At 66.9% G+C, this 25168-nt stretch carries 21 protein-coding genes; 15 read left to right on the forward strand and 6 right to left on the reverse strand.

The window, feature by feature from the left end; genetic code table 11:
* The first annotated feature begins 5 nt into the window (after positions 1-5).
* Entirely contained in the window at positions 6-698 is a 693-nt protein-coding gene (locus C5B85_RS12375) for a pentapeptide repeat-containing protein (RefSeq protein WP_181064418.1), read from the forward strand.
* Positions 685-1464 (forward strand): DNA-formamidopyrimidine glycosylase family protein, encoded by a 780-nt coding sequence (locus tag C5B85_RS12380; protein ID WP_104286309.1) that lies wholly within the window; start codon positions 685-687, stop codon positions 1462-1464. The genes C5B85_RS12375 and C5B85_RS12380 overlap by 14 nt, the downstream gene beginning before the upstream one ends.
* A gap of 230 nt (positions 1465-1694) precedes the next feature.
* On the opposite strand, the gene C5B85_RS12385 is transcribed toward C5B85_RS12380, so the two are convergent.
* From C5B85_RS12385 to C5B85_RS12400, 4 genes are all read right to left on the reverse strand, one after another.
* Positions 1695-2795, reverse strand: coding sequence for a hypothetical protein (locus C5B85_RS12385; protein WP_104286310.1), 1101 nt, complete (start codon positions 2793-2795; stop codon positions 1695-1697).
* A 480-nt stretch (positions 2796-3275) separates the two neighbouring features.
* On the reverse strand, positions 3276-4745 hold the full coding sequence (locus tag C5B85_RS12390; protein ID WP_104286311.1) for an NAD-dependent succinate-semialdehyde dehydrogenase: 1470 nt from the start codon (positions 4743-4745) through the stop codon (positions 3276-3278).
* A gap of 151 nt (positions 4746-4896) precedes the next feature.
* Positions 4897-5931 carry an LLM class flavin-dependent oxidoreductase gene (locus C5B85_RS12395; RefSeq protein ID WP_104286312.1) on the reverse strand — a complete coding sequence of 345 codons (1035 nt, stop codon included), beginning with the start codon at positions 5929-5931 and terminating at the stop codon, positions 4897-4899.
* 227 nt (positions 5932-6158) lie between these two features.
* Positions 6159-7028, reverse strand: coding sequence for an IclR family transcriptional regulator (locus C5B85_RS12400; protein ID WP_104286313.1), 870 nt, complete (start codon positions 7026-7028; stop codon positions 6159-6161).
* Positions 7029-7157: 129 nt separating this feature from the next.
* On the opposite strand from C5B85_RS12400, the gene C5B85_RS12405 reads away from it, so the two are divergent.
* The 10 genes from C5B85_RS12405 (at position 7158) to C5B85_RS12450 (ending at position 18485) form a co-directional block, all read left to right on the forward strand.
* Complete coding sequence (locus C5B85_RS12405; protein ID WP_104286314.1) at positions 7158-7823, forward strand: ABC transporter permease; 666 nt, start codon at positions 7158-7160, stop codon at positions 7821-7823.
* A complete protein-coding gene (locus tag C5B85_RS12410; RefSeq protein ID WP_374953098.1) occupies positions 7816-8880 on the forward strand; it encodes an ABC transporter ATP-binding protein in 1065 nt (354 codons plus the stop codon). The genes C5B85_RS12405 and C5B85_RS12410 overlap by 8 nt, the downstream gene beginning before the upstream one ends.
* A complete protein-coding gene (locus tag C5B85_RS12415; protein ID WP_104286315.1) occupies positions 8877-9674 on the forward strand; it encodes an ABC transporter permease in 798 nt (265 codons plus the stop codon). The genes C5B85_RS12410 and C5B85_RS12415 overlap by 4 nt, the downstream gene beginning before the upstream one ends.
* 47 nt (positions 9675-9721) lie before the next feature.
* Positions 9722-10651, forward strand: a complete 930-nt coding sequence (locus C5B85_RS12420; protein WP_104286316.1) for a glycine betaine ABC transporter substrate-binding protein — start codon at positions 9722-9724, stop codon at positions 10649-10651.
* Positions 10651-11181: a formaldehyde-activating enzyme gene (fae, locus tag C5B85_RS12425; RefSeq protein WP_104286317.1), complete on the forward strand. Its 531-nt coding sequence runs from the start codon at positions 10651-10653 to the stop codon at positions 11179-11181. Before C5B85_RS12420 ends, fae begins: the two co-directional genes overlap by 1 nt.
* Positions 11178-12092, forward strand: coding sequence for an NAD(P)-dependent oxidoreductase (locus C5B85_RS12430; protein WP_104286318.1), 915 nt, complete (start codon positions 11178-11180; stop codon positions 12090-12092). The genes fae and C5B85_RS12430 overlap by 4 nt, the downstream gene beginning before the upstream one ends.
* Positions 12093-12179: 87 nt before the next feature.
* Positions 12180-12956, forward strand: coding sequence for an SDR family oxidoreductase (locus tag C5B85_RS12435; RefSeq protein WP_104286319.1), 777 nt, complete (start codon positions 12180-12182; stop codon positions 12954-12956).
* A gap of 46 nt (positions 12957-13002) precedes the next feature.
* Positions 13003-14490 (forward strand): FAD-binding oxidoreductase, encoded by a 1488-nt coding sequence (locus C5B85_RS12440; protein WP_104286320.1) that lies wholly within the window; start codon positions 13003-13005, stop codon positions 14488-14490.
* A gap of 5 nt (positions 14491-14495) precedes the next feature.
* A complete protein-coding gene (locus tag C5B85_RS12445; protein WP_104286321.1) occupies positions 14496-15908 on the forward strand; it encodes an FGGY-family carbohydrate kinase in 1413 nt (470 codons plus the stop codon).
* A 171-nt stretch (positions 15909-16079) separates the two neighbouring features.
* Entirely contained in the window at positions 16080-18485 is a 2406-nt protein-coding gene (locus C5B85_RS12450) for an alkaline phosphatase PhoX (protein WP_104286322.1), read from the forward strand.
* A gap of 179 nt (positions 18486-18664) precedes the next feature.
* Here C5B85_RS12450 and C5B85_RS12455 read toward each other — a convergent pair whose 3' ends face one another.
* Positions 18665-19600, reverse strand: coding sequence for an NAD(P)/FAD-dependent oxidoreductase (locus C5B85_RS12455; protein ID WP_104286323.1), 936 nt, complete (start codon positions 19598-19600; stop codon positions 18665-18667).
* Between the two features lie 58 nt (positions 19601-19658).
* Here C5B85_RS12455 and C5B85_RS12460 point away from each other — a divergent pair, with 58 nt between their 5' ends.
* The 3 genes from C5B85_RS12460 to C5B85_RS12470 all read left to right on the forward strand — a co-directional run bounded on the left by C5B85_RS12460 (position 19659) and on the right by C5B85_RS12470 (position 23840).
* On the forward strand, positions 19659-20315 hold the full coding sequence (locus C5B85_RS12460) for a helix-turn-helix domain-containing protein (protein ID WP_258070762.1): 657 nt from the start codon (positions 19659-19661) through the stop codon (positions 20313-20315).
* 166 nt (positions 20316-20481) lie between these two features.
* Positions 20482-21342, forward strand: coding sequence for an HAD family phosphatase (locus tag C5B85_RS12465; protein WP_104286325.1), 861 nt, complete (start codon positions 20482-20484; stop codon positions 21340-21342).
* Positions 21339-23840 carry a glycoside hydrolase family 65 protein gene (locus C5B85_RS12470; RefSeq protein ID WP_104286326.1) on the forward strand — a complete coding sequence of 834 codons (2502 nt, stop codon included), beginning with the start codon at positions 21339-21341 and terminating at the stop codon, positions 23838-23840. Before C5B85_RS12465 ends, C5B85_RS12470 begins: the two co-directional genes overlap by 4 nt.
* A 173-nt stretch (positions 23841-24013) precedes the next feature.
* On the opposite strand, the gene C5B85_RS12475 is transcribed toward C5B85_RS12470, so the two are convergent.
* A complete protein-coding gene (locus tag C5B85_RS12475; RefSeq protein WP_146077947.1) occupies positions 24014-24955 on the reverse strand; it encodes an endonuclease domain-containing protein in 942 nt (313 codons plus the stop codon).
* Between the last annotated feature and the right edge of the window lie 213 nt (positions 24956-25168).

The raw sequence follows: 25168 nt of genomic DNA on the forward strand, positions 1-25168 counted from the left end.
ACACTTTGACAGCAGCACGGGGACGAAGAGGGAACAGGGCCGGCGGCACCGAGGCGAGAATCGAGGCGCCGTTCCTGCCCGAGCTGGACGAGGCTCGGGCGGCGGAGTTCGCGACGGCGCGCGTGCACGAGCTTCAGCATTTCGTCGATGTGCAGGGCGAGGAGATCGACGCCGCAGGTGTCACTTTCTCCGAGTGCCGCATCGAGGGCCTCACCGCCCGCAGGCTCCTCCTCCATTCGGGGCGGGTGAGCGAGTGCGTGCTGGAGCGCGTCGAGGTGCCAGTTGTTGAGGGGCAGCGGCAGTCGTTCAGGTCAGTCAGCTGGACGGAGTCTCGGCTCGGCTCCGCAGACCTGCACGAGTCCGACTTCCAGAACGTCGAGTTCCGCGACAACCGCCTCGGCTACGTCAACCTGCGCGGGGCGACGCTCACCGACGTTCGGTTCGCGGACTGCGCCTTCGACGAGATCGACCTCGGCGGTGCAACCGCAAAGCGAGTGGCGTTCACGCAGAGCCGCGCAGGCGTTCTCGACGTCACGGGCGCACGCCTCGAGCACGTCGACCTGCGCGGCCTCGAGTTCTCGACCATCACGGGCCTCGAAGGGCTCCGCGGCGTCACGGTCTCGCCCGCCCAACTCGAGGCCCTTGCTCCCCACCTCGCGGCGCACCTGGGCATCGAGGTGCGTGATGCCGGAAGGTGACACCGTCTACCGTGCGGCAACACGCCTGAACCGGGCCCTCGCGGGCCGGGAGCTGACTCGCTTCGAGTTGCGCGTTCCCAAGTACGCGGCGCTCGACTTCACCGGACTCACCGTCGACGAGGTCGTGCCGCGCGGCAAGCACATCCTCACGCGCATCGGCGAGCACACCCTGCACACTCACCTCGGGATGGACGGAAGCTGGCAGCTTGTGTCGCTCGGCGGCAAGTGGCCGCGACCCGACTACCTGGCGAGGGCTGTGCTTGGCACCGCTGCTGGCACTGCCGTCGGGTTCGAGCTGCCGGTTGTCGAGATGCTCACGCGAGACGATGAGGCGGAGGCCGTCGGCCACCTTGGCCCAGACCTCCTCGGCGATGACTGGGATGCTGACCGCGCGGTCGCGAACCTCCTCCGCGACCCGGATGCCGAACTCGCGGGGGCGCTCCTTGAGCAGCGCAACCTCGCGGGCCTCGGAAACGTGTACGTGACCGAGCTCCTGTTCCTGCGCGGCCTGCATCCGCACACCCCTGTCGCGGGAGCCGGAGACATCGACCGCCTCGTTGAACTGGGCCACAAGCTGATCGTCGCGAACCGCGACCGCGTCGAGCGCACGACAACCGGCGACCTGCGCCCCGGGAAGCGCACGTACGTCTACGGCAGGTACGGGAAGCCGTGCCTGCGCTGCGGCACCCGCATCCAGCGTGGCCTGCAGGGTCGGGAGCGAGTCGCCGCCTGGTGCCCCAGCTGCCAGCCTGCCCCCGCCACCTGACTCCCCGCCCGCCCGGCGCGGCGCGGCGCGGCGCGGCGCGTCCCGGCGCGTCCCGGCGCGGCGCGGCGCGTCCCGGCCCGGCCCGGCGCGCACGCATCGCGCCCCGCGCCCGCGCGCATCCCGGCCCCGCGCATCCCGGAGAGTTGTGGCTCGGTGCTGTCCAAGCGCACGCCAACCGCACAAGCCCACAACGCTGTGGCCGAGCGCGCAGCGCAGCGCGTCCGGCGCTTTCAGCCCCGACCGAGACGTTCCGCCCGCAGCCGCTTCGCATAATCGGTGAACGTCCGCAAGCCTGCGGCAGGATCGAGGTCAGCGACGGTGAGACGCACATGTCGCACCCCGGAACCCTCAATCTCCCTGCTCCGCGTGATGTCCAGACGCCACTGTCGCTGACTTGTGCGATGCCCGTCTCCCTCATAGTCGTACCCGATGCGAGCTTCCCTATCGACGAGATCAATTCGCGCCACCTGACGCCCTCCCGACACAAGGCAGTAGTTGATATCCGGCTCCGGATAGCCCGAATCCACGAGCGCGAGCCGCGTCGTCGACTCCCAAGGGGACTCGACGCACTCGCGAACGCGCCGTGTAGCAGACCGCAGCACGCCCACGCCCGTGCACCCCGACCAGGCCTCGACTGCCGCCTCCAAACGCTCCCGCGTCGTGAGCGCACGAGGCCAAATGCGCCCTGGGTAGTTGTCCGCATCCGAGAGCAGGGCATCGCCGACTTGCACGAGCTCAAGCTCGTCCAGATCACGAGCCAGAAGGCAGTAGGTGAGTTCCGGTGAGGCCACCGAAAGTCCCCCAAGGCGGGCGATGCTCCAGAAGCGTGACGGAATCGATCTCGCCGCCACGCCCTTTGCGCGTGGCGGGTTTCGTCCCTTTGGCACGATGACATGGACCGCCGCGTCGCGAAGGAGCCTCAACGGAAGCGGAAGCCCGTAGAGCCGAGCGGCGGAGACACCGCCGAACGCCTGGTTTACGGACATGATCGGCCAGTAGCTGCGGTCGAGCTCTTGCATTCGGGCTGCGAGCGCAGCGAACTCGTCGCTGGCCCCGCGCACTCCGACGAGGGCATCGGCGAACTGCGGATCCGGCATCGGTTGCGGCACCCGCACTCCGCGGAAGGGCCGCGCCTCAGCGCTGTTACGAAGTCGGGCTTTGGAGATGCCCGCAGCACGGGCCTCGCCCACGCTGAACGCCGCGAACCTGAGGTCGAAGGGCAACTGGATGCGCGGCTCCCGCCGACTCGTGCGGCCTGCACTCGTACTCATCCGCTCGTCCGCGCTGTCCGCACTGTCCGCGCTGTCCGCACTGCCGCCGTAACCTGCCATTGCCCGAGGCTAGAACCGTCTCACCAGCTTCAACGATCGCGGCCTAAAGCTGTGGAAAACCGGGCCAGAGCAGCGTCGACCTCAGCTGCCTCGGTTGGCCCTTTCCCTCACAAAATTGTGGCGCAACGCGCTTGGGGAGCGGACCAACAGCATCCGTCCACAACCCTGCAGATTGACAGCGCGATCTGCCCGAGGCTCACGCACGCCGCGCCGCCCGAGGCTCACGCACGCCGCGCCGCCCGAGGCTCACGCACGCCGGGCGAGAGTTGTGGCGAAGTGCGGTTCGAGCGATCTCCAACCGCACTCACCCACAACTTTGTGCGCCGCGAGGAGGGGTGGGCGGGCTCAGCGCGGGCACCAGGCGCGGGCACCGAGCGCCGGCACCGGGCGCGGCGCCTCCCGCACAGACGACGATCCCGTCGTCGGCGCGAGGCCGGCGACGGGATCGGTGGATGCGCTTCGGCGCTGCTTGCGCGCTGTTTACGCGTACGGGTTCGGCGTGAGCGTGTACTTCGTGTACAGGTACTCCTCGATGCCTTCGAAGCCACCCTCGCGGCCGATGCCGGACATCTTCACGCCACCGAATGGTGCTGCGGCGTTGGACAGCACGCCGATGTTGAGGCCCATCATGCCCGTCTCGATGCGGTCGATGAGGCGTTGGCCGCGCTTCAGGTCTTCCGTGAAGACGTAGGAGACGAGGCCGTACTCGGTGTCATTGGCGAGGCGGATGGCTTCTTCCTCGTCGGCGAACGTCGTGATGGAGAGCACTGGTCCGAAGATCTCCTCGCGGAAGATCTCGCTCGACGCTGGCGTGCGGTTGAGGACTGTGGGTTCGTAGAACGAGCCGTCGCCCTCGACGCGCTTGCCGCCGTGCAGGAGCTCAGCGCCCGCGGCAACCGCGGAGTCCACAAGCGACGCCACCTTGTCGACGGCCTTGTCTTCCACGAGCGGCCCGATGATGACACCCTCCTCGGTGCCGCGTCCGATCTTGAACGAGGCGACCTTCTCGGTGACGCGACGCGCGAACTCGTCGGCGACGTCCGTGTGGACGAGGATGCGGTTCGCGGCCGTGCACGCCTGGCCGATGTTGCGGAACTTCGCAGCGATGACACCCTCAACGGCCTTATCGAGGTCGGCGTCTTCGAAGACGACGAAGGGTGCGTTGCCGCCGAGCTCCATCGAGGTGCGCAGCACGTTCTTCGTGGCTTCCTTCATGAGGGCCTGGCCGACTCCCGTCGAACCCGTGAACGAGATCTTGCGGAGGCGCGGGTCGGCGATGATCGGCGACGAGACGGCGGCGGTGCTGCGCGTCGTGATGACGTTGACAACTCCCTTGGGCAGGCCGGCTTCTTCGAGGATCTTCACGAAGTAGAGGGTCGTGAGGGGCGTGAGGGATGCGGGCTTCACGACCGAGGTGCAGCCTGCGGCGATGGCCGGGGCGATCTTGCGCGTCGCCATGGCGAGCGGGAAGTTCCACGGGGTGATGAGGAACGCGGGGCCGACGGGGTGCTTCGAGACGATCATGCGCCCAGTACCCTCCGGCTGCGTGCCGTAGCGGCCGTGCACGCGCACGGCTTCCTCGCTGAACCAGCGGAGGAACTCGCCACCGTAGGTGACCTCTCCCTGCGCCTCGGCGAGGGGTTTGCCCATCTCGAGCGTCATGATGAGCGCCATCTCGTCGCGGCGCTCCTGGAGGATGTCGAACGCGCGACGGAGGATCTCCCCGCGCTCACGCGGGGCCATGCGTGCGAAGTCTTCCTGAGCGGCGACCGCAGCGTCGAGGGCCTGGATGCCCTGCTCGGGGTTCGCGTTCGCGATGTGCTTGAGCGCCTTGCCGGTCGATGGGTCGTTGACCGCGAATGGCTCGTCGACACCGTCGACCCACTCGCCGCCGATGAATAGCTGACCGGGGACCTTCGCAAGCAGTTCCGCTTCGTTGGGGTACGTCATTGTGCAAACTCCTCAGTGGTTGGCGGGCTCGAGTGTGGCGTGCTCAAGTGGTGATGAATGCTTCAACGCTACTCGTGCGGGCTGGGCGCTTCACGAACACTTCGCCCAGCCCGGAGGTGCACAGTCGTGCATCCGCACAATCGAATCCTGGCTACGAAAGCAGGTCCCTCACCATCGGGATGACCTTCGTGCCGTACAGCTCGATTGCCCTCATGCTGTGCTCGTGCGGGAGGGTGCCCGCACTGTACTTGAGGTCGAAGCGCTGGAGGCCCAGCACCTGCACGGTCGCCGCGATCTTGCGGGCGACGGTTTCCGGGGAGCCCACGTAGAGCGCCCCGCGCTCCCCCGTCTCCTGCACGTACTGCTCGTACTGCATGGGCGACCAGCCGCGCTCCTTGCCGATGCGCATCATCATGGTGCGGTAGTTGAGCCAGTGCTCCTCGCGCGCCTGCTCGTCGGTGTCGGCGATGTGGCCTGGCGAGTGTGCGCCGATGGGGCCGTTGGGGTGGCCGAACTGCTCGTTCGCCTGGCGGTAGAGGTTCGCGAAGGGCGCGAAGCGCGCCGATTCGCCGCCGATGATCGCGAGCATGAGGGGCATCGAGTACTGCGCGGCTCGCACCACGGACTGTGGTGTGCCACCGACGGCGGCCCAGGTGCGCAGGCGTCCTTCTTCGAGCTGTGGATGCACGGTGACCTCGTTGAGAGCTCCCCGCACGGTTCCATTCCAGCTCACTGGTCCACCCGCGGCGATCTTCATGAAGAGGTCGAGCTTCTCCTCGAAGAGGACTTCGTAGTCCTGCAGGTTGAGCCCGAAGAGCGGGAAGGACTCGGTAAACGAGCCGCGGCCGAGCATGACCTCGGCGCGCCCGCTCGAGATGGCGTCGACTGTCGAGAAGCGCTGGAAGACGCGCACGGGGTCGTCCGAGCTGAGCACCGTGACGGCACTGCCGAGGCGGATGCGCTCGGTGCGGGCCGCGATGGCGGCGAGCACGGTCTCGGGAGTCGAGATCGCGAAATCGTCTCGGTGGTGCTCGCCGACGGCAAAAGCGTCGATGCCGACCTGCTCGGCGAGCACGCCTTCCTCAACGACGTCGCGGATGACCTGCGCGTGGGAGCGAGGCTGCCCGTCAAGGTCGTTGGTCGCGTCGCCGAAGGTGTTGAGGCCGAACTCGATCGTGCCGGTCATGGCAGCTCCATCCATTTCAATGCAATTACATGCACCCTACCGCCGGGAAGGACGACGCGGTTCTGCCCTCGGCGCAAGAAAAGCGCCGCCCCGGGGGAACACGGCATCCCCGAGGCGGCGCGGCTTGTGATCGATGCGACGCAGTGCGAAGTCAGCGTCCGACACGGCGGTCCATGCAATCGAATGAAGTTCGATGATGATGCCAAGAAATGCCCTGGCGAGTCAACTCAGGTGGGCCTCGCCTGGCCGCCGATCTTGGCCGAGAGCTCGGCAGCCGCGCGCGCGACGTGCGCGCCGAGCGCATCCAACTGCCTTCCAACCCGGAGCGCCGGGCCCGACACGTTGATGGCTGCGATGACACGACCCGCGTAGTCAGTCACGGGCGCAGACGCACCGACGACGCCGGTCTCCATCTCCTCCTCGAGGAGCGCATACCCGCGCTCTTTGATGACCGAGATCTCGCGCAGGAGGCTGTCGAAGTCGGTGACGCGCGCCTTATCCCTGGGCGGCTCCTCGAGCAAGGAGAAGCCTGGCGCCTGCATCGCGGGGTTGAGCGGACCGAGGATGACTCGGTCGTGCCCGTGTTCCGAGTACCAGAGGCGCAGAGCCTGCTCGTCCCAGTCGCTCAGCAGAACTCGCCCGGACGGCGTTCGCCAGGCTGCAGTCGTCACTCCCTCCCACCCGGTGGAGCGGAACTCGTGCGGACTCAATTCGCTGAGGATCGTCAGCACGTTGCCGCCGCGCAGAACGCAGAGGTGCGTCGTCTCCCTGGTCGCCTGCGCGATGCGCTTGACCGCCGTGCGACCTTCCCTGGCGAGCGTCGCCTCCGCCGTGATGGCGGCAAGGGAGTAGATGCGAGATCCGACTCGGTAGGCCATCGAGGAAGGGTCCCGTTCGACGAGACCCGCCTCGGCGAGCGTCGCGAGTGAGCGCGAGACGACGGCCTTGTCGCGTCCTGCGAGTTCCGCGACCCGAACCACCCCCAGCCCTCCTGCACGCGCCGCCTCTTCCGAGCTCAGCACTTCAAGAAGTTCAAGATCTCGCGTGAGCCCCGAGGAGTTCCGCCTACCGCTTGGTCGATCAGTTGGTGAGGACATGCATGGAGACTACGCCGAGTTGCCATTTCGTCAACACCCGTTGTGCATTTGGTAACGGCAGGCCTATCTTGATGACATCGCCACGGCGACCGAAAAAGCCCACTCAATGAAGAGAAACGGCGATGTTCAATGGATGACTTCGATTTCGATGGCCTCATCACCTTCCTCGGCAGACGCTCGGACGAGATCCTCACGCTGACCCTCGAGCACCTTGCAGTCGTCCTGACATCAGTGGTGATCGCGGCCGTCATCGGCATCGGCCTCGGCCTGCTCGTCTGGGACCGCCCGGCAGCCAGGACCTCGGTCATCACGACGGCAGCCGTCGCCATCACGATCCCGTCACTCGCGCTACTGGCTCTCCTAAGCCCGGTCCTCGGTCTCGGCTGGGCACCGACCCTCGTGGCGCTCGTCTTCTACGCGCTGCTTCCGATCATCCGCAACACCGCGGTCGGACTCGGGGAGGTGCCGAAACCCATCCTGGAAGCCGCGAGTGGCGTGGGCATGAGCCGGAACCGCGTCCTCATCTCCACACAGCTGCCGCTTGCCTGGCCCGTCATCATCACGGGCCTGCGCGTTGCAACACAGATGTCAGTCGGGGTTGCCGCGATCGCCGCCTACGTCGCTGGTCCCGGACTCGGCCAGTACATCTTCAAGGGGCTCTCATCGCTGGGCTCCAAAAACGCCCTCAACTACGCCCTCACCGGCACCGTCGCGATCATCATCCTCGCGCTCCTTCTCGACGGGCTGTTTGTGCTCGTCGCCCGCCACACGACTTCAAGGGGTCTCCGTGCCTGATACCACCACCTCCGGACTCACCAACACCGGCGTCATCCGCGCTCTCGGCGAAGCAGACGGCGGCGTGAGCATCGAGCTCACCGACGTCACGAAGCACTATCCGGGCCAGGACCGTCCGGCGGTCGAGGGGTTCTCCATGTCGATCGACCCTGGCGAGCTCATCATGTTCGTCGGGCCGAGTGGATGCGGCAAGACGACCACCATGAAGATGGTCAACCGCATTATCGAGCCGACCAGCGGGTCGATCAAGATCGACGGCAAGGATGTTCTCTCGCTGGAGCCGAACGAGCTCCGCAGGCACATCGGCTACGTCATCCAGCAGATCGGCCTCTTCCCGCACCTCACGATCGCCGAGAACATCGCGACCGTGCCCAAGCTGCTCGGCTGGAGCAAGAGCCGCATCGCAGAGCGCGTCGACGAGCTGCTGCAAACCGTCGAGCTCGACCCCGGCGTGTTCGCCAAGCGCTACCCTCGTCAGCTCTCTGGTGGCCAGCAGCAGCGCGTGGGCGTAGCGCGGGCGCTTGCCGCCGACCCACCCGTCATGCTCATGGACGAGCCGTTCGGAGCCACCGACCCGATCACCCGCGAGCGCCTCCAGGGCGAGTTCCTCCGGTTGCAGGCGGAGATCGGGAAGACGATCATCTTCGTCACGCACGACTTCGACGAGGCGATCAGGCTCGGCGACCGGATCGCGGTGTTGAGTGAGCGCAGCAAGATCGAGCAGTTCGATACTCCCGCGAACATTCTCGCGAAGCCGGCGAACGAGTACGTGTCGTCGTTCATCGGCAAGGGTGCCGCATTGAAGCGGCTGGCGTTGATCCCGGTGACGGATGCGCGTATCGGCGCGGTCGCGTCAGACTCAGCTTCCCTCTCGGTGGATTCGGGCGACTCGCTGCGCGACGCCCTCGACGCGCTCGTCCTGTCCGGAGCGCCGAGCGTCACGGTGTCGCGCGGCGGCAGGGCGATCGGCAGCATCAGCCTCGAGGACGTCTCTGGCGCTCTTGGCGCTGACGCGGCGACACTCCTCGCGAACCAAGAGCGGGAGGCACGCTCATGACGACTGCTCACGTCGTCGAGCCCGTCACTACGGCGACGACGATCCCCGAGATCGCCCCGGTGACCGGTGGCCGATTCAAGTGGCTCCGCCGTTTGCTGCCGCTCATCGTCGTTGGGCTTGTGCTCGTCGCACTCTTCGTGTGGCTGTCTCAGCTGCAGCTCGACTCCATTGAGGAGCGCACGCTGAATCCCGACTACATCATCGCGCGAGTCCGCGAGCACCTTGTCCTGACGATCACGGCGTCGGCTCTCGTCGCTGTGCTCGCCATTCCCGCTGGCATCGCCGTTGCTAAGTCGCGCTCGCGAATCTTCCGCGGCGTCATCATCGGGCTCGCGAACATCGGCCAGGCCACTCCCGCCGTCGGCGTCGTGATCCTGCTCGCCATCGTGTGGCAGACGGGCTTCGCGACGGCACTCATCGCCCTCGTCGCCTACTCGTTCCTGCCTGTCCTGCGCAACACGATGGCCGGCCTCGAATCCGTGGAACCCAGCGTGCGTGAGTCGGCGAAGGGCATGGGCATGACGGGGGCTCAGTCGTTGTGGCGCATTGAACTGCCACTCGCCTCGCCCGTCATCATCGCCGGGCTCAGGACTGCCCTCGTGTTCTGCGTCGGCGTCGCGACGATCGCCACGTTCATCAACGCGGGCGGCCTCGGCGACATGATCGTGAACGGCCTCAAGTTGCAGCGCTACCCGGTGCTCTTCACGGGTGCGGTGCTCGTCGCATCCATCGCGGTCCTCATCGACTGGTTCGCGGGACTCATCGAAGACTTCGTCAAGCCGAAGGGGCTCTGACCGGCATCGTCGCCGGCAGCGCACTACAGAAAAGGAACACCAGGATCATGAAGAAACGAATCTCCACCATCGCGACGCTGGCCGCGGCCGCTCTGCTCCTCACCGGATGCTCCGGCGGGGGTGGCGGGGGCGGCTCGGTGAGCACAGAGCTCGAGGGGCTCACCGGCGAGATCGGGGCGAAGGATTTCGCCGAGCAGTACGTCCTCGCCCACATCACGACGGAGCTCCTCAACGCCAACGGGGCCGACCTGACGGCGAACACGAAGCTCGTCGGATCGAGCAACGTCCGCCAGGCGCTCGAGAACGACCAGTTCGTGGGCTATTGGGAGTACACGGGCACCTCGTGGATCACCTACAACGGCAACACCGCCCCCGTGAAGGGCGCCGAAGAGCAGTTCGCGGCGGTCAAGGAGGCAGACGCGGCGAAGGACATCGCCTGGCTGGAGCCCGCACCGCTCAACAACACGTACGCGTTCGCGATTCGCGCAGACAAGGCCGAGGAGCTCGGAGTCAAGACGCTGAGCGACATTGCCAAGCTCCCGAGCGAGGAGCAGACGTTCTGCATCGAGAGCGAGTTCTCGACGCGCGACGACGGATGGCCAGGGCTCAAGGCCGCTTATGGCTTCGACGCGCCGGACAGCAACGTCACGATGCTCGACACCGGGGTCATCTACACCGCCACTCAGGAAGGCACGGACTGCAACTTCGGCGAGGTCTTCCAGACGGACGGTCGCATCCCGGCGCTCGATCTTGTTGTTATGGAGGACGACCTCGAGTTCTTCCCGAACTACCAGGGTGCCTTCACGGTCAAGCAGTCGACGCTCGACGAGTACCCCACGATCACCGACATCATCGCGCAGATCTCGCCCCTGCTCACGACCGAGGTCATGCAGCAGCTGAACAGCCGCGTGGATGTGGACGGCGAGGACCCGCAGGACGTCGCCATCGAGTGGCTCGAAGAACAGGAACTCATCTAATGCAGCTTGGCGAGAGCTTCGTTGGCGAGGGAGTCAACGCAGCCCACATCAACACGGTGATGGGTGCGAGAAGCGGCCCGGTCGGCCACGCCTGGGCCACTGCACTCGCAACCCCGAGCCAGGGTCATGTCCCCTTCGTCGCCATCCTGCGCCCATCCCTCCCGGTCAAACCGCTCACCTTGTTCGTCACGAAGGCGGCACCGGCAGGCGACGAACACGGGAACCACATCTGGGGGCCAGCGCAGGCGGGAGTAGCGGCAGGCGTCGCGGATGCAGTGGCCGCGGGAGACGTCGACGAGTCGCAGATCGACGAACTCGCGATCATCGCGGCCGTCTGGGTGAACCCCGGAGCCGACGACGCGGACACGGTCTACCTCAACAACCGCCAAGCCACGCGGACCGCCCTGCGCAACGGCGCGAACGGACTCCCGGCGACCGCGGACGTGTTGGCGGCGCGGCACACCCCGGCCAATCCCTTCTACACCCCTCCTGAAGGGCTCGCCACCTCTCCCCAAGGAAGCGAAATATGAGCACTGCACCTCAATCCGCCACGGTCGGATTCATCGGTCTCGGCAGCATGGGCTCCGGTATGACGAAGAACCTTCAAGCCGCCGGCTTCCCCCTGGCGGTCACGGACATCCGACAGGAGGCGGCCGATTCCCTCGTCGCAGGGGGCGCGCACTGGTACGACACGGCCGCCGAAGTTGCTGCCGCGAGCGATGTGGTCATCACGATGCTGCCAACGCCCAAGCACGTCCGCGATGTGGTGTTCGGCGCTGAAGGCATCTTGGCCGGCATCAGCGACGGCGGAACGTGGATCGACATGTCGACGTCGGTGCCTGACGTCGCGCAGGAGGTTCGCCAATCCCACTCAGCGCGTGGCCTGCACGTCATCGATGCGCCCGTGAGCGGCATGTCGGTCGGGGCCGCGAGCGGGATGCTGCAGATCTTCGTTGGCGCGGAGCCGGCGGAGTTCGCAGAGATCCGGCCCGTGCTCGAGGCGATGGGCGACCCAGAGCGCATCCTCCACGTCGGCGCGGGTGGCGCCGGCTACGCGGTGAAGCTCATGATCAACCAGCTGTGGTTCTCTCACCTCGTCGCTACGGCTGAGGTGCTCGCCGTCGGCAACGCAGCCGGCGTCGACCTCGAAGTGCTGCGGCAGGCCCTGATCGCGAGCCCGGCGAACAGCACGTTCGTCGAGCGAGACGTACTCTCGATCCTCGACAACGGCGACTACGACGAGGGCTTCGCGATCGCCCTCGCCTGCAAGGACCTCGGCCTGTCGGTCGACCTGGCGGCGAGCGTCGGCGTCTCCTTCGAACTGTCCGCGCTCGTTGAGCAGGTCTACCGCCGAGCGCGGGCCACCTATGGCGACCGGGCCGGCGAGATGACGCCGTTCCAACTCTACGAAGACCAGCTCGGGCGTCCGCTCCGCCGCTGAACCGGTGCCGCCGGCGCCTCCTGTCGGCGGCACCTCCCCACGTAACGACACCCCCGCATCCACACCCCAACTGGCGAGGCACTCACCTTGGACATCTCCGGCTTCTCTCTCGACCTCTTCTCCCTCAAAGGCCGCAACGCCATCGTCACAGGCGGCAACACGGGCCTCGGGCAGGCGTTCACCGTCGCCCTCGCGACGGCAGGCGCCAACGTGCTTGTTCCGACCACCATGGACGATGGCGGCGAGACCGCCGCGCTCGTCGAACGGGCCGGGCGCAGGCTCGTCATCGTCGAGGAGGACCTCACCGCCCCAGCCGCACCATCTCGCATCGTCGAGCAATGCGTGAATGCGTTCGGCTCAGTGGACATCCTCGTCAACTCCGCCGGCATCAACCGGCTCGCCCCTCTCGAAAAATTCGGCCGCGAGCTCTGGGATCCGATGGTGGCCGTCAACCTCACGGCCGCATTCGAGCTCGGTCAAGAGGCGGCGTTACGCATGATGCCGCAGGGGCGAGGCAAGATCATCAACATCGCGTCGCTGTTCTCATTCCTCGGCGGAATGTCGTCCCCCGCCTACGCGGCCACCAAGCACGGCATCGTCGGCTTCACGAAGGCGTACGCCGACGAGCTCGGCAGCCACGGAATTCAAGTCAACGCGATCGCTCCCGGCTACTTCGCCACTCCCCTGACCGAGGCCACGCGAGCCAACCCGAGTGCCAATCAGCGCATCGTCGACCACATCCCCGCTGGCAGGTGGGGCGAGCGGGCCGACCTCATGGGCGCGCTCGTCTTCCTCGCCAGCCCGGCTTCCGACTACGTCAACGGCCACGTCCTCACGGTCGACGGCGGCTACCTGGTGCGCTGACGTGCACCCGCAATCGACTGCAACCCAGACAGAAAGCAGCAGGCCAATGCTCCCTTCCCGTTCATCCCTCAGCCGCTCGCAGATCGTCGAGCGGCTCACCGAGCTCCTCACCGCCGACCAGGTCATCACCGACAAGCAGCAGCTGCTTGAGGCGAGTGTCGACCGCTTCCGTAAGTACACGGCCGTGCACGGCATCTACGACGGCCCCATCCCTGCCGCCATCGTGCTGGCGCGCTCGACCGATGACGTCAGCCGCACCCTCGCATTCGCGAACGAACACCTCATCAATGTGGTGCCCCGCACGGGACGCACGGCGACTGAGGGAGGACTCGAGACGATCGTCGAGGACACGATCGTTCTCGACGGGTCGCAGCTTGACCGCATCCTCGATGTCGACGAGACGAACATGATGGTCACGGCGCAGTGTGGCGTGCCACTCCAGCGCCTCGAGGACGAGCTGCGCGTGCGAGGTCTCACGACCGGGCACTCCCCGCAGTCGAAGCCCATCGCGCAGATGGGCGGGCTCGTCGCGACGCGCTCGATCGGCCAGTTCTCCACCCTGTACGGCGGAATCGAGGACATGGTCGTCGGCCTCGAGGCTGTCTTCGCAGACGGGCACGTCGCCCGGATCAAGAACGTGCCCCGCCGCGCCGCCGGTCCCGACATCCGCCACATCGCCATCGGCAACGAGGGTGCGCTCTGCGTCATCACCGAGGTGACCGTCAAGGTCTTCAAGTACCAGCCGGAGAGCCTGCACTTCCAGGGTTTCCTCCTCGATGAGTTCGCCGCCGGCGTCGAAGGACTGCGACGCATCGTCACCGAGGGCTACAAGCCGTCCGTGTGCCGCGTCTATTCGGAAGAAGACGCCGCCCAGCACTTCTCGCACTTCGCCCAGGGCAAGTGCGTGGTCGTCGTCGTCAGCGAGGGCCCAGCCGGCGTCGCCCGGGCCACCGACGACGGTGTCGCCGAGATCTTCGCGAGCATCCCTCACACTCCAGTCGACCCGGCTCTCATCGCAACCTGGTTCGGCAATCTGAACTGGGGTCAGGACAAGATCGACGCAGAGAAAGCGACGATGCTCGCCGAGGGGCACCTCGGCTACACAACGGAGGTTTCGATCAACTGGTCGGGCGTTCCAGAGCTCTACGATGCCGTCATGACGCGCATCCGCACGACGTTCCCGAGGGCGGACGACCTCACTATGCTCGGCGCGCATTCCTCGCACAGCTACCAGACGGGGACGAATCTGTACTTCGTGTACGACTACAAGATCAGCTGCGAGCCGAGGCGAGAGATCACCGAGTATCACGAGCCGCTCAACGCCATCATCGTGGAGGAGGCGCTGCGCCTCGGCGGATCGATGGTGCACCACCATGGCATCGGCAAGTACCGCACACCGTGGACGCTGGAAGAGCACGGGACGGCCTACCCCATGCTGGCTGCACTGAAGACTGCGTTCGACCCGAACGGCATCATGAACGCTGGGACTATCTTCCCGGTGGATGCCCCCGCGGCCCCCTCCGCCGAGAAGTAGGCGCGGTGCCACGCTTCATCGTCGCGATCGACAACGGCTCGCAGAGCACGAAGGTGTCGATCATCGACGAAAACGGTGCCGTGCATGCGTCCGGGCGCTCGCCGCTTCGCCCCTACGCGTCGAACCGACCGGGCGTCTCAGAGCATCCAGATGACGATGTGTGGGAGTCGATCGTTCAGGCGTGCCGGAGCGCGATGTCCTCCTTCGAAGGCGAGATGCGTGACATCGTTGCTGTCGGCCTCTGCACGATCCGCTTCTGCCGCGCGCTGCTCGACGAACGAGGCAGGCTCGCGCACCCCATCATGAGCTGGATGGATTCGCGTGTGTCCGAACCCTACGTGCACGTCGACGAGCGTGTGAAGCTCGTCACGACCTCGTCCGGCTACATCACGGGCCGGCTGACGGGCACGGTCACCGACTTCGCCGGCAACGTGCAGGGCCGGTGGCCGGTGGATCCGAGCACATGGCGGTGGAGCGACGATGACGCCGTCATCGAACGCGAGGGAATCCCGCGGAGCATGCTCGCGCCGCTTGCTCTGCCGGGCGAGGTGACCGGCGTAGTCAGCGCAGAGGCAGCGCTGGCCACGGGCCTCCCGGCGGGCGTCCCAGTCGTGGCGACCTCGAACGACAAGGCGGTAGAGGCGCTCGGGTGCGGGACGATTCGCCCAGGTCAGCTGCTGCTGTCGCTCGGAACCTACGTCGCAGCGATGACGCCGGCCGGGCACGGCGAGCACGGCGGAGCCGCATCCTGGTTGAATTTCTCGAGCATGCCGCACCAGATGCTGCTCGAGAGCGACGGGGTGCGGCGCGGCATGTGGACGGTCAGCTGGTATCGAGATCTCGTCTTCGGCTCGGACTCCTCAAGCGCTCAGGCGTCTGGGACGTTCGAGCACATGCTCGAGCTGGAGGCAGAGCGGATCGCTCCAGGCGCGGGCGGAGTCACCGCGGTGCTCGACTGGCTTGCCCCGACCGGCGACGAGAAGCTCAGAGGCACGCTGCTCGGCTTCGACGGATCGCAAGGGCGGCCACACATCTACCGCGCGCTCCTCGAATCGCTTGCCATGACCATGCACGAGAACACCGAACGGATGCTCGCCGAGACGGGCAGGCAGGCACAGTCGCTTGTGGTCTCCGGTGGTGGAGCGTCGTCAGACCTGATGATGCGCATCCTCGCGGCTGTGCACGGCGTGCCGACCGTGCGAATGACTATGACGGATGCTGCGGGGCTCGGCTCTGCGATCTGCGCGGCCGTGGGCACCGGCGTTCATCCGAGCTGGGAAGCCGCAGCCGACGCCATGGTGCACGTCAAGGACGTCTGGGTTCCGGAACCCGACCTCCTCGCGCAGTACGCCTCAATCGGTCCACGTTTCCGAAGCGTTCGCAACGCAACTCGGAACCTTTATCGCGCGTTGGACTGAAGTGAGGTTCAACAGTCCCTGCGGCGTTGAGCACGACCGGACCGCGCTGTTCTCGTCCTTCGACCGTTAGGGGAGCCTCAGGTGGATTCACCGGGCATTCACCCGGACAGCACCGCTCGTTCCCTCCGGCCTGTTTGCCTTCGTCGAGTCCCCCGACGAAGGAGCTCCCCCATGACCGATGTCTCGCGCCGCACATTCCTCCCGATGCTGGGGCACACGAAAGGCAAGCGCAGTCCGGTGACGTGCGCCCTCAAGTGCGCCAATGCCTGCACTGGCGAGGTCTGCAACACCTCGTCGAACTCGTACTTCCGCGACATCGTCACAGCGCAGCTCTCGCGCCGCACCATGCTGGGCGCGAGCGCTGGCCTCGCCGGTGCCATCACTCTCGCCTTCGGGGCAGCCCCCAGGGCGGAGGCCGCTCCGAGCGCGTCGCCGTTCGGGCCAGCCGCGTCGCCGCTCGACTTCTCCCCCATCTCGCCGGTGGACGCCATGTCCGACACGTTCACGGTGCCCGACGGTTACGACTGGCGCGCGCTCATCCGCTGGGGCGACCCGCTGTTCTCCGATAGCCCTGCCTTCGACCCCGAGAACCAGACGGAGGCGGCTCAGGCGCGCCAGTTTGGCTACAACTGCGACTACACGGACATCCTGCCGCTGGACGGCACGGCCGGCCTGCGCGCTCTGCTGTTCGTCAACCACGAGTACACCAACGAGAACATCATGTTCCCCGCCGCCCAGCTCGAGAACGAGCAGGACCGGGTGAGGGCCGTCGGGCGCGCCGCCCACGGTTTGTCCGTCGTGGAACTCGAGCGCACCTCCAGCGAGCACCCCTGGAACTACGTCGTCGGTGCGGAACGCAACCGCCGCTTCCTCCTGAACACGGTCTACGAGGTGACGGGCCCCGCGGCGGGCTCGCCACTCCTCACGACCGTCGAGGACCCGGCGGGCCGATGGGTTAAGGGCACGCTCGGCAACTGCGCCGGCGGCACCACTCCGTGGGGCACGATCCTCTCCGGCGAGGAGAACTTCAACGGCTACTTCCGAGCCGCGGGCGCCTCGCCAGAGGAGAAGCGCTACGGACTCTCCGACGGCGAGACCGCACGCGGGTGGGAACTGGATGCACCCCGCTTCGACACGAGGAACGCGGGCTACGAGAACGAAGCCAACCGATTCGGCTGGATCATCGAGATCGACCCGCTCGACCCGGCGAGCACCCCGAAGAAGCACTCGATGCTCGGCCGCCTCAAGCATGAGGGGGCCAACATCTCCATCGCCGCGAACGGCAAGGTCGTGGCGTACACGGGCGACGACGAGCGCTTCGACTACCTCTACAAGTTCGTCTCACGCGACTCCTACATTGAAGGCAACCGCGCCCACAACATGACGCTGCTCGCCAACGGCGACCTGTACGTCGCGCAATTCGCGGGCAACTCGCCTGCTGCTGAGATCACGGGCGCTGGTGCGCTCCCGAGCGACGAGGCCTTCGACGGGACCGGAACTTGGCTGCCGCTTGTTGTGGGTGGCGCATCCCAGATCCCTGGCATGTCGGTCGACCAGGTGCTTGTGCACACCCGCCTCGCGGCCGACCTTGCTGGCGCAACGAAGATGGATCGCTGCGAAGACGTCGAGCCGAACCCCTTCACAGGCAAGGTCTACGTCGCCTGCACCAACAACACGAACCGCGGCACCCCGGGCCGCGAGGGTGTTGATGAAGCGAACCCCCGCGCCGAGAACCGCGACGGCCACGTCGTCGAGATCACCGAGGCGGGCGGCGACCAGACGGCGACGAGCTTCACCTGGAACCTGCTGCTGCTCTGCGGCGACCCCGCCACGAACTCGTCCGCCTACTTCTCGGGCTTCCCCGCAGCGAAGGTGTCGCCAATCTCATGCCCCGACAACCTGGCGTTCGACTCGGTGGGAAACCTCTGGATATCCACCGACGGCGCACCGAGCACGATCGGCTACAACGACGGCCTGTTCCGAGTCACGCTCGAGGGGCCTGAACGCGGCAACGTCGAACAGTTCCTCGCGGTCCCCCGCGAGAGCGAGACGTGCGGCCCCGTCATCCACGACGGCGAGCGTCACGTGTTCGTCGCGGTTCAGCATCCCGGCGAAGACGGCTCGTATGAGGCACCGAACTCGTTGTTCCCGGACTTCGTGCCCTCCGGTTCGGTGGCGCCCGCAGGGGCGTTCGCTGGACCGCGACCGACCATCGTGCAGGTGCTCCCCAAGGAGCAGCTCGTGGAGGTGCCGGTCGCGCCGACCCCCACCGTCTCGCCGACGGCGACGCCGGCGCCGACCTCGACCCCGCCCCTCACACCGGCAACTTCCCCAACAGGCGCTCCCGGTGCGACGAGCACCACGACGCCGAGCGCATCGGCGCCTGGCTGGGCAACGCCGTCGCCGAGCCCGACGTCAACCCCCGACGGGCTCGCTGCCACCGGCGGAGACCTGCTCGCGCCGACCATCGGAGGCGCCGCGGTCCTCGCCGCTGGCGCGCTGGCGACAGCGGCAGCCATCCGCAAGCGGGGCGAGCGCACGGCCGACGCCGGCGAAGGCGACAGCGACTCGCTCTAGCTGCCTTGTCCCCGTCCTCGTCCCCGTCCTCGTCCTAGTCCCCCCGTCCTCGTCGATTTAAGGGCGAAGTGCGGATCGACTGCGCGCCTCCTCCCGGACTGGCCCGGATTTCCGGGCCAGTCCGGGGGGACAGCAGAACAGCAACACGCACTTCGCCCTCAAATTGGCGGGCGGTGTGGTCAATCAGTCGCCGCCGCGATCTCGTCCATGAGGAGCGCAAACGCGACCTCGCCCCCGGCCGCGGCGCCCTGACCGATCGAGACGGGCACGTTCGCGCGCGCGTCGCCCGCGTTCCCGACGACCCAGACACGTGCATCCGGATGCTCGGGGCCGCGAACGTCGACCCCCTCGAGCATCCCCGTGAGCGGCACGAAGTCGGGGTTCGTGAAGATCGCCTCGAGTTCGAGCTCGGTTCCGCTTGCGAGGCGAACGCCGCGCAGGCGCCCATCCGAGTCCGCCAGGACCTCGTCGACTCCGGAACGCTCGACGCGGATCCCACGGGCAGCGAGGGCGCGGGACTCCGCGTCACCGAGCGTGAAGGAGCCGTTGACGAGCAGCACGAGGTCAGCGCTCCACTGGCGCAGCAGGTGCGCCTTCATGTCAGAGTGGTCCCCCGTCGCGAGCACGGCGATGGGGCGATCCCGGTGCTCATAGCCATCGCAGAAGGGGCAGGCGTACACGCCACGCCCCCACAGGGCGCGAAGGCCTGGCACGTTCGGGAGCTCGTCGCGCAGCCCGGTCGCCGCGACCACCGCGCGGGCGCGGAACACCCGGCCGTCCTTCAAGGCAACCAGGACCCGCGTTCCGTCGTCGTTGACGACGCTCGTCACGGTCGCCACTTCGGCGTCCTCGAAAACACCCTCGTGGGCCTCGACCTCCGCACGCCCGATGCGCCGCAGCTCGCCAGGCGCCCGCCCCTCGTGGCCCAGGACGCCGTGCATGTGGTCGGTGAATCGATTGCGGGGCACTCCATGGTCGATCACCAGTACTCGCCGCCGACCCCTCGTGAGCATGAGTGCGGCGCTCAGACCGGCGGGTCCGGCTCCGATCACGATCGTGTCCCAGAGCTCAGTCTTGGTATCTGCCGCCAGCTGCGGCGCATCCTGTTGTGTCATGCGTCGAGTCTCGGCCGCAACTATCGATTTCCGCAAGCACGTTTGCTATGTTCGCAACATGATGGATGCGCACCGCACGAACGACAGGCACGACCAAGACCACCCCGGGGGGCCGGACGCGACCGCAGACCAGGCGATCGGCATCACGGAGGCGCTCAGCCGAGTCGCGCCTCGTCTCCGCGAGATCAGACAGGCGAGAGGCATGACGCTCAGCGAGGTCGCCGACGAGACCGACCTCAGCGTCAGCACGCTCTCTCGCCTCGAATCCGGCGGCCGTCGACCATCCCTCGACGTGCTCCTCCCCCTGGCCCGCTGCTACCGGGTCCCCCTCGACGACCTCGTGGGAGCGCCATCGACCGGCGACCCGCGCATCCACCCGAAGCCGGTGAAGCGCGGCGACCGGGTCTACCTCGCCCTCTCGCGAGCCACCGACGGCATGCAGGCCTTCAAAGTGCTCGTGGCTCCACTCAAGCCCGCGGACCGCGAGAAACCAGTCACACTGCGCGTTCACGAGGGCACCGAATGGTGCTACGTCCTGGCTGGACGGCTGCGCCTGCAGCTCGACGACGACGTCACAATTCTCGAGCCAGGCGAAGCCGCCGAATTCGACACGACACGCCCGCACTCCATGACAAACGACGGGGAGACGACACTCGAGATCCTCTCGCTCTTCAGCCGCCAAGCCGAGCGCAGCCACATCCACGAAACCGGCTGAACGGATCGTCCGAATATGAACGCACCCAGCCCCCCGGAACCCCTACGATATTGAACACCGCGCCGGGGATCTGCGGTGTGCATCGAGGGAGGAGCACACCGGTGAATTCTGTCGTGCACCATAGAACGGCGTCACGGCGCCACCCAACGATGCAAGGTTGGATGCAATGATCGCTCCTCGTCTCCGAGACGTGACACAGCTCACCAGTTCCAAGGCCATACTCTTCGACCTCGACGGCGTCATCACGCCGACCGCCGAGGTGCACATGCGCGCCTGGGCGAGACTCTTCACGGACTACCTCGCCCTCAAGGGCGTCGGCCCCGACTACACCGACGACGACTACCTCCGCTACATCGACGGCAAGCCTCGCTACGACGGCGTCCGCTCGTTCCTCGCCTCGCGCGGCATCACGCTCGAGAACGGCACACCAGAAGACTCACCGGAGCTGGAGACCGTCTGCGGCCTCGGCAACCGAAAGAACGACACCTTCAACGCGGAGCTCACCGAAACCGGCGTGCAGGCCTACCCAGGTTCCGTCGAGTTCCTGAACGCCGCCGTCGAGCGCGGCCTCCGCGTCGCCGTCGTCTCCAGCTCACGAAACGCCGTCCCCGTACTCACCGCGGCCGGCCTCCTCGACCGCTTCGAAACCGTCGTCGATGGCCTCGTCGCCGCCAAGAACGGGATCGCTGGCAAGCCAGCACCGGACACGTACCTGTACGCGGCCGAGCTCCTCGGCCTGACGGCCGCCGAATGCGTCGTCGTCGAAGACGCCCACTCCGGCGTCCAGGCCGGACGAGACGGCGACTTCGGGCTCGTCATCGGAGTCTCCCGGGAGGCAAGCCACGAAGAGCTCATGTCGTCCGGGGCGGACACCGTCGTCGACGACCTCGCCGAGCTCGTGCCGGTGTTCACAAACTTCGACAGCACGACTGTCGCATCAGACAGCAAGACTGTCGCATCAGACAGCAAGACTGTCGTTCCAGACAGCAAGACTGTCGTTCCAGACAGCAAGGAAGGCAACGCATGAACCTCTCCACGGAAGACCCGCTGGACCGGCACCGGTTCCCGCTTGACGAGTGGGCACTGGTCGAGCACGAATTCGACGCCAACTCGCAGGGTCTCGTCGAGACGCTCTTCGCAACCGGCAACGGCTACCTCGGCCTCCGCGGCAACCTCGAGGAGAGCCGCGACGGCTACATGTACGGCACCTTCATCAACGGGTTCCACGAGACGTGGCCCATCCGCCATGCTGAAGACGCCTTCGGTTTCGCCCAGGTCGGACAGACCATCGTCAACGTGCCGGACGCGAAGATCATCCGCCTCTTCGTCGACGACGAACCACTCGTCATCAGCGAGGCCGATCTGCTCTCCTACTCGCGGGTGCTGTCGTTCAAGGACGGTGTCCTGACGCGCGAACTCGACTGGCGCACTCCGTCCGGCAAACACGTGCGCATCCGCTCACACCGCCTCGTGTCGTTCACCGACCGTCACTACGTGCTCCTCGACTACGAAGTCGAGATGGTCGACCGCGGAGCATCCATCCTCCTCTCAAGCCAGATCATCAACCGCCAGGACGGCGGCGACGAGTTCCAGCGAGGCAAGAAAGAGACCGAGGTCGCCTTCGACCCCCGCAAGGCCGAATCGTTCACCGACCGCGTGCTGCAGTCGCGCATCGCGCGCGAAGAGGGCCTGCGCTCGATGCTCGCCTACAGGACCACGCACTCTGGCATGACGATCGCCGTCGCTGCGGACCACGACATCATCACCGACAACGAGTGGGACGCAACGACCCGCGTCGACGCCGACTTCGCCGAGACCGCGTTCCGCGTTCGCGCAGAACCCGGCGTACCCGTGCGCATCATCAAGCACGTCGCTTACCACACGTCGAAGAGCGTGCCGACGCGTGAGCTCGCCGACCGCGCCGACCGCACCCTCGACCGGATGCGCGAGGTCCCGGTCGAGGACGTCTACACGTGGCAGCGCGAGTGGCTCGACGATTTCTGGGACCGCAGCGACATCGTCATCCACGGCCACCCCGTGTACCAGCAGGCGACCCGCTGGAACCTGTTCCAGCTGGCGCAGGCCACGGCCCGCACCGACGGCGGCGGCGTCGCAGCGAAGGGCGTCTCCGGCTCCGGATACGGCGGCCACTACTTCTGGGACACCGAGGTGTACGTCCTCCCGTTCCTCAGCTACACGGCGCCGAACGTTGCCCGCAACGCGCTCCGCTTCCGCCATCAGATGCTCGACGCGGCACGTCAGCGCGCCCACGAGATGAACCAGAAGGGCGCCCTCTTCCCGTGGCGCACCATCAACGGCCTCGAGTCGTCCGCATACTACGCGGCCGGCACGGCGCAGTACCACATCGACGCCGACATCTCCCACGCGCTCGTGCAGTACGTGGCGGCGACGGGCGACGACGAGCTGCTCGCGCAGGGCGCGATCGACATCCTCGTCGAAACGGCCCGACTGTGGGCTGACCTCGGGTTCTGGCGCACCGGCGGCGACGACCACTTCCACATCCACGGCGTCACTGGCCCAGACGAGTACACAACCGTCGTCAACGACAACCTGTACACGAACGTCATGGCCAAGGCGAACCTGCGCGCCGCCTACAACGCGTGCGAGCGTCTCCGCGAGACAGACCCGGCGTCGTTCGAGCGGCTCACGATGCGCCTCCACCTCGCCGAGGAGGAACTGGTCGAGTGGTCAGCGGCCGCCGAGGCCATGTTCCTGCCCTTCGACGACAAGCTCGGCATCCACCCGCAGGACGCGCAGTTCCTCGAGAAGGAGCTGTGGGACCTCGAGAACACGCCGCCGTCGCAGCGCCCGCTGCTGCTGCACTTCCACCCGCTGGTCATCTACCGGTTCCAGGTGCTTAAGCAGGCCGACGTCGTGCTCGCACTGCTCCTCCAGGGCAACGAGTTCACACCCGAGCAGAAGCGCAAGGACTTCGAGTACTACGACGCGCTCACGACGGGCGACTCGTCGCTGTCCGCAGTCGTGCAGTCGATCATCGCGGCCGAGGTGGGCTACGCGGACCTCGCGGAGCACTACTTCTCCACGGCGCTCTTCGTCGACATCGCGAACCTGCACCACAACACGAGCGACGGCATCCACATCGCCTCGACGGGCGGCATCTGGAGTGCGCTCGTCTACGGCTTCGGCGGGATGCGCGACCACGGCGGCAAGATCACGTTCGATCCTCGCCTTCCTGCCGACTGGCCGCGCCTCGAGTTCCGCGTGACACTCCGTGGTTCGCGCATCCGCGTGGACCTCGAGCAGGACTCGATGACGTTCACGGCCGAGACCGGCTCTGGCGCTGAGGTGTTCGTGCGGGGTCGCCGCGTCGCGATCGCACCAGGCGAGCCCACCGCGGTCAAGCTTGGCGCCGTGGAGGAGCTCGAGGGGTACCCGACGCTGAGCGACATCGAAGGCTCGATTCGCGAGGATGGCTCCGTCATCACGGCATCGATCCCGACGATCTCGGTCGACCACGCGGTCCTCGACACCGGTCTCGACTGATTCGAGCTGCCTCGAGGTGCCTCGAGGTGCCTCCAGGTGCCCATCCTGACCGGCGACGCCGTCTGCATCTGCAGGCGGCGTCGCCGTTTTCACGCCACGCCGCCCCCGGCCGATCACTGCCCGGCGTTTCGCCTCTCAGCGAGTCGGCCAGAGGGGGAAACGCCGGGCAGCGATTACGGGCGACGACGTTTCCGCTCCGCGAGTGCGCGACGGATGCTCTCGAACAGGAGTCGAGGAGACTTCAAGTCGGCTTCGGTCACTCTGATGACCCGCCAGCCGGCTCGCTGCAACGCCTCCGTGCGAGCAAGATCCCTTCGCGCGGAGGCGGCATCCTTGAAATGCCCCTCGCCCTCGAACTCAAGGGCGACCATCTCGCGGACGTACGCGAGGTCAATGCGCGCCTTTCCATAGCCGGGTACGAAGAGCTTGTGCTGCACGACAGGCTCGGGGAACCCGGCGCTCACGACGAGCAGCCGGAGCTGCGTCTCCTTGGGGGACTCCGACCCTTGCCTCGACAGCTCGAGCGCGGCGCGGAACGTCGCCGCTCCGGGCCGGCCTTTCCACTGCCGTGCCACCGAGGTGAGCTCATCGAGCGAGTGCATCGGGACCAGCGGGCTCCGACCCGGATAGTGCTCGAACGACGTCCGGAGCGCATCCGCGAACATCACAGCCTGAACGAGAGTGAGGCGCGCAGCGAGCTGCGCAAGGAGCGTCGCAGGTGCGAGCGTTGGAATGTCGCCGAAGTCAGTGGAGACGAAGCGTTTCGGGTCGAGACGGTAGCCCCGAATGAGTTTCCCGGTCGGCGGATGCGCAGGCTGCGCGACGGCGACGTGGGTGAGCATCTCGGCTTCGAGCCACCTAGGGAGAGGAAGCCCCCAGCAGCGCGCCCCCGAAGCTTCGGCCAGCACGGTGCCCGACTCGAGACGCGCTCGAACGAAGCTCACGTCGAGGTCGCGTGGCGCAAGGGGCCGAGCCGACACCCGAATGCCGTGATGCGTGGTGACGAGGTCGCTGGCATCGAGCCGCTTCCTCGGGATGTTCAGCGCCAACCCGGCCGAGACGGCGAATCCCTCCTCGACCGGAAGAGCTTGCGGCAGACGTCGCGGTTTCGGCATGCGGCGAAAGTAGACCGGAGACTCCCCGTACTCGTCGATTCGGTTTCCCTCTGTGGGCAACACGTTGTCCACAACCTCGCATCCACCAGAGTCGCCGAAGGCTCCTCGCCAAACGCTGCCCGGCGTTTCGCCCTCTGCGGGGTCCCGCAGAGGGCGAAACGCCGGGCAGCGTTTGGCGAGGAGCCTTCGGCGACTCTGGTGGATGCGAGGTTG

Origin of the sequence: Pseudoclavibacter sp. AY1F1 (assembly GCF_002931075.1) — a bacterium.
Lineage (GTDB): Bacteria > Actinomycetota > Actinomycetes > Actinomycetales > Microbacteriaceae > Pseudoclavibacter.

Excerpts from the sequence above, each read along its gene's own strand:
- C5B85_RS12380 (WP_104286309.1), top strand. The coding sequence starts at position 685 with ATGCCGGAAGGTGACACCGTCTACCGTGCGGCAACACGCCTGAACCGG.
- C5B85_RS12385 (WP_104286310.1), bottom strand. The coding sequence starts at position 2,795 with ATGGCAGGTTACGGCGGCAGTGCGGACAGCGCGGACAGTGCGGACAGC.
- C5B85_RS12390 (WP_104286311.1), bottom strand. The coding sequence starts at position 4,745 with ATGACGTACCCCAACGAAGCGGAACTGCTTGCGAAGGTCCCCGGTCAG.
- C5B85_RS12395 (WP_104286312.1), bottom strand. The coding sequence starts at position 5,931 with ATGACCGGCACGATCGAGTTCGGCCTCAACACCTTCGGCGACGCGACC.
- C5B85_RS12400 (WP_104286313.1), bottom strand. The coding sequence starts at position 7,028 with ATGTCCTCACCAACTGATCGACCAAGCGGTAGGCGGAACTCCTCGGGG.
- C5B85_RS12405 (WP_104286314.1), top strand. The coding sequence starts at position 7,158 with ATGGATGACTTCGATTTCGATGGCCTCATCACCTTCCTCGGCAGACGC.
- C5B85_RS12415 (WP_104286315.1), top strand. The coding sequence starts at position 8,877 with ATGACGACTGCTCACGTCGTCGAGCCCGTCACTACGGCGACGACGATC.
- C5B85_RS12420 (WP_104286316.1), top strand. The coding sequence starts at position 9,722 with ATGAAGAAACGAATCTCCACCATCGCGACGCTGGCCGCGGCCGCTCTG.
- fae (WP_104286317.1), top strand. The coding sequence starts at position 10,651 with ATGCAGCTTGGCGAGAGCTTCGTTGGCGAGGGAGTCAACGCAGCCCAC.
- C5B85_RS12430 (WP_104286318.1), top strand. The coding sequence starts at position 11,178 with ATGAGCACTGCACCTCAATCCGCCACGGTCGGATTCATCGGTCTCGGC.
- C5B85_RS12440 (WP_104286320.1), top strand. The coding sequence starts at position 13,003 with ATGCTCCCTTCCCGTTCATCCCTCAGCCGCTCGCAGATCGTCGAGCGG.
- C5B85_RS12450 (WP_104286322.1), top strand. The coding sequence starts at position 16,080 with ATGACCGATGTCTCGCGCCGCACATTCCTCCCGATGCTGGGGCACACG.
- C5B85_RS12455 (WP_104286323.1), bottom strand. The coding sequence starts at position 19,600 with ATGACACAACAGGATGCGCCGCAGCTGGCGGCAGATACCAAGACTGAG.
- C5B85_RS12460 (WP_258070762.1), top strand. The coding sequence starts at position 19,659 with ATGATGGATGCGCACCGCACGAACGACAGGCACGACCAAGACCACCCC.
- C5B85_RS12465 (WP_104286325.1), top strand. The coding sequence starts at position 20,482 with ATGATCGCTCCTCGTCTCCGAGACGTGACACAGCTCACCAGTTCCAAG.
- C5B85_RS12470 (WP_104286326.1), top strand. The coding sequence starts at position 21,339 with ATGAACCTCTCCACGGAAGACCCGCTGGACCGGCACCGGTTCCCGCTT.
- C5B85_RS12475 (WP_146077947.1), bottom strand. The coding sequence starts at position 24,955 with ATGCCGAAACCGCGACGTCTGCCGCAAGCTCTTCCGGTCGAGGAGGGA.